This window comes from Pseudomonas amygdali (assembly GCF_002699855.1).
GTDB lineage: Bacteria > Pseudomonadota > Gammaproteobacteria > Pseudomonadales > Pseudomonadaceae > Aquipseudomonas > Aquipseudomonas amygdali.
Genome location: NZ_LKBW01000123.1, coordinates 1 through 4,711 on the forward strand (window position 1 = coordinate 1; position 4,711 = coordinate 4,711).

At 61.1% G+C, this 4,711-nt stretch carries 1 protein-coding gene and 1 pseudogene; both read right to left on the reverse strand.

The annotated features are described in order from the left end of the window. Positions 1-58: 58 nt before the first annotated feature. Positions 59-979 (reverse strand): annotated as a pseudogene (locus tag AO277_RS10885) (condensation domain-containing protein); the annotation flags it as partial. Between the two features lies 1 nt (position 980). Then, on the reverse strand, positions 981-4,711 hold a 3,731-nt coding region (locus tag AO277_RS10890; protein WP_143492750.1), incomplete at its 5' end, for a non-ribosomal peptide synthetase.

A 4,711-nucleotide genomic window follows, 5' to 3' on the forward strand; every position in this document is an offset into this window, starting at 1 on the left:
CAAAACTAAGTTGGCGATTTAGCACGGAAGGGGGTCACTTTTTAGTTGGCGTTGACACCTGACCACTGAAACGCGACAGCACCACCGACAGTGCCGCCAGAGTCAGCATGAACAAGGTCTGGCCACTGTTACGCGCCAGGCTTTTCAGTTGCGCGGACAATTGTTCCGGCACATCGACGCGCACCGTCGCGCCACGCTGGCTCGGTTGCAGCGGACGCTGATGATCCAGCGGCAGGCTCAATAGCGGATGCTCAGTGCCCAACTGCTGCTTCCAGTAGTTCAACTGCCGCTCGCCCTCCCCGGCTTCCAGCCATGCGCGCTGCCAGATCGCGTAGTCGGCGTATTGAACCGCCAACGCAGGCAATTGCGCTGTCTGCCCGGAGAGCTGTGCCTGATACAACTGCACAAACTCACGAATCAGCACTTCGCCGGACCACCCATCGGAGACGATGTGATGCATGCACACGGTCAGGACGTGTTCGGCTTCGCTCAGCTGAAACAGCCTGACCCGCAGTAATGTACCGCTGAGCAAATCGAAGGGCTTTTGCAGCTCGGCGCGCACCTGGTTTTCGATGTCGGCTGGCGCAACCGAGGCAAACTCAAGAGCGACTGTCGCCTGCTGAAGAATCTCCTGATAGAACGCGCCGTCCTCGGAAACAAATCGGGTGCGCAGGGTTTCGTGGCGCTGCACCAGCCTGTCCAGCGCTGCGCTCAATGCCTGCCGGTCCAGCGGGCCATTCAGACGCACTGCCATAGGCACGTTGTACGCGGCGTTGCCCGGTTCCATCTGCCAGAGAAACAGCATGCGCTGCTGGGCGTAGGACAGCGGGATACGCGCTACATCATGCCGGGTTACAGCGATGGGCAGCAGTTTGAAGCTCTGCCCGGTCTCGTGCATCTTGTTCAGAATCTGGCGGCGCTGTTCGACGGGCAAACCAACGAAACGCTGGGCGATACGCTCTGCTGCTGACTTGTCCATGTCAGATACCCGCCATTTCATTCATCATTTTTTCAATATCGGACAAGCCGTCCTCGGTCAGCGACAAACCGCTGCTGGCGAAAGCCTGAATAAATTCGTTCAATTGCGGTTTCTCGAAAATCAGGCGCAGCGGGATGTCGATCCCCAGGCCCGTGTGAATTCTGGAAATCAGTTGTGTGGCCAGCAGCGAATGGCCGACCAGTTCGAAGAAATCGTCGCTCAACCCGACGCGCTCGACTTTCAGCACGTCGGCCCAAATCGCAGCCATTTGCTGCTCCTGCTCAGTCGACGGCGCGACGTACTGGCGCTGCAACTGGCTGGCGTCCGGTGCCGGCAGGGCTTTGCGATCCAGCTTGCCGTTGGCGCTCAGCGGCATGCTTGCCAGCCAGACGAAGTGGGTCGGCACCATGTAATCGGGCAGTGTTTCCTTGAGATACGCCTTGAGTGCATCCCGCAGGTGATCGCCACTGTGCTCAGCCACCAGATAGGCTGCCAGCTGCTTGCCGGATGAGCCGTCAACGTCGACAACTACAGCTTCCTGAACGTTTTCGTGTTCCAGCAGGCTGGCTTCGATCTCGCCCAGTTCGATACGCAGGCCGCGAATCTTCACCTGATGGTCGATACGACCGGCGTATTCGATAACGCCTTCATCGCGATAACGCGCCAGATCCCCGGTGCGGTAAAGACGCCCGCCCTGCTCGTCGAACGGGTCCGGCACAAAGCGTTCAGCCGTCAGCGCCGCGCGGTTGTGATAACCCCGCGCCAGACCGATACCGCCGATGTACAGCTCTGCCGCAACGCCCTGCGCGGCAGGCAGCAATCCGTCGTCGAGGATATGGGTTTTCAGGTTATCGATAGGTCGACCAATCGGCACGCTGAGCACGTCGTCCGGGGTGCAAGTCCAATGCGTCACGTCGATAGCCGCTTCGGTCGGGCCATACAGGTTGAACAAACCCGTCTGCGGCAGACGCTTGAGCACCTGACCGGCCAGTTCGGCAGGCAGTGCTTCGCCGCTGCACACCACACGACGCAGGCTGTTACAGTTTTCCACCTGAGGATGGGTGAGAAACGCCTGGAGCATCGACGGGACAAAGTGCAGCGTCGTGACCTGATGTTCGCGGATGGTCTGCACCAGCCGCTCCGGATCGCGATGATCGCCCGGCAACGCCACGGCCAAACGTGCGCCGGTCAGCAGCGGCCAGAAGAATTCCCACACCGACACGTCGAAGCTGAACGGGGTTTTCTGCAATATCGTATCGCTGCCATCCAGCGCGTAAGCCTTCTGCATCCAGTGCAAACGGTTGACCAGGGCGCGATGGCTGTTGCCCGCGCCCTTGGGCTTGCCGGTTGAGCCGGAGGTGTAAATCACATACGCAAGATTCAGCGGATGGCTGAGGTTTTCCGGGTTGGCAGTGCTGTAACCGGCCAGCCAATCGCCCTCCTGATCCAGACAAAGGCTCTGTACTTGAACCGGCAGGCGCTGTAGCAGCGCACTCTGGGTCAACAGCAAACCGACACCGCTGTCCTGCATCATGTAAGCCAGACGGTCCTCGGGGTAATCCGGGTCCAACGGCACGTAAGCGCCACCGGCCTTGATGATCGCCAGCAGACCAATGACTATATCCACGCTGCGCTCGACACAAATCCCCACCAGCACGTCCGGACCGACACCCGCTTCACGCAAGCGGTGGGCAAGCTGGTTGGCGCGGGCGTTAAGTTGCGCATAGCTCAGTTGTTCAGCCGCAAAAATCAGCGCCGGAGCGTCTGGCGTGGCCAGCACCTGCGCCTCGATCAGGCTGTGTAGACAGTGCTCGCCAGGGAAATCGGCAGCTGTGGCGTTCCAGTCGCGAACAATCTGCTGCTGTTCGGCAGCGTCAAGCATTGGCACTTCAGCGATGCGCTGACCCGCATTGGCGCAAATGGCCTGCAACAGCGCGAGCCAGTGCCCGGCCATGCGCTCGATGGTGCTGCGCTCGAACAGCGCGGTGGCATAGGTCAGGCCCGCGCTCAAACCGCCATCGTGTTCGGCGGTGTTGAGGGTCAGGTCGAACTGCGCCGGATAGCTCTCGGACGTCAGCGCTTCGACCTGCAAACCGGGCAGTGCGCGCACCTCGGCGCTGGCCTGGCTCTGGTGGTTGAACATCACCTGGAACAGCGGGCTGTGGCTGAGGCTGCGTTGAGGTTGCAAGGCCTCGACCAGCTGTTCGAACGGCAGTTCCTGATGCGCTTGAGCTTGCAGGGCCGCATGTTTGACCTGCTGCAGCAGCTCGCTGAACGTGGTGTGCAGGTCGAATTCGGCGCACAGCACCTGGGTGTTGACGAAGAAACCGATCAGGCCTTCGGTTTCCGCGCGGGTGCGGTTGGCAATCGGCACGCCGACACGAATGTCCGGCTGGCCGCTGTGGCGATGCAGCAAGGTCTGGAACGATGCCAGCAACAGCATGAACAGTGTGACGCCCTGTTGCCGCGCGACCTGTTTCAAGTCGTCGATCAACGCTGGCGCCAGCTCGACCGCCAGCCGCGCACCGGCGTGGCTTTGCACGACAGGGCGCGGATGATCGGCGGGCAATTCCAGAATCGGCTGCTGTTCGCCCAGTTGCTGCTTCCAGTAATCCAGCTGCCGCGCCTGTTCTCCGGCGTCCATCCAGTTGCGCTGCCACAGCGCGTAGTCGGCGTATTGCATGTCCAGCGCGGTCAACACCACCTCACGGCCCTGGCTGTAGCCTTCGTACAGGCGCACCAGTTCATCGACCATGATCGGCATCGACCAGCCATCGGAAACGATGTGGTGCTGGGTCAGAATCAGCACATGTTCGTCAGCAGCAAGGTTCAGCAAGCGAACGCGCAGCAGCGGGCCCTTTTCCAGATCGAACGGGCGCTGCATTTCCTGCTGCACGCAGGCTTCAAGGGTTTGACCGGCAGGCACGGACTCAACCATCAGGGTCAAGGCAAGCGGCGCATGGATGATCTGCACAGCCTGTTCGCCCTGCTGGCGGAAGGTAGTGCGCAGGGTTTCGTGGCGGGCAATCAATGCGCTGAAACTGTGCTCCAGCGCGGCAATGTCCAGCGAGCCGCTCAGACGCAGGGCCGCAGGAATGGTGTAAGCAGTGCTTTCTGGATCAAGCTGCCAGAGAAACCACTGGCGCTGCTGCGCGTAAGACAAGCCCAGCGGCTGGCTGCGGTCGGCCTTGATAAAGCGTGGCGCAGCATTGCCCTGCCCGTTGCCCGCCGCCTGGGCGAAGGCTGCCAGATCACGCGCTTCGAACAGGTCGCGCAACGACAGTTCGACGTCCAGTTGCTGACGGATGCGCGAGATCACCTGAGTGGCGAGCAACGAATGCCCGCCCAGTTCAAAAAAGTTGTCGCTACGCCCGACCTGCTCAACTTTCAGCACATCAGCCCAGATCGCCGCCAGTTGTTGTTCCAGATCGCCTTGCGGGGCGATGTAGGTCGCCTGCAACTGGCTGGCATCCGGCGCGGGCAGCGCCTTGCGGTCCAGCTTGCCGTTGGCGGTCAGCGGCATCTCGTCGAGGACGATAAAATGCGTCGGCACCATGTAATCCGGCAGATGCGCACGGAGCTCGGTCTTCAGGGTTTCGCGCAGGCTTTGCTGATCCTGATCAGGCTCGGCTGGGACTAGATACGCGGCCAATTGCCCGTCCACGGCCAGCACGATCACTTCGCGCACGGTCGGGTGCGCTTGCAGCCGCGCTTCGATTTCACCCAGTTCAA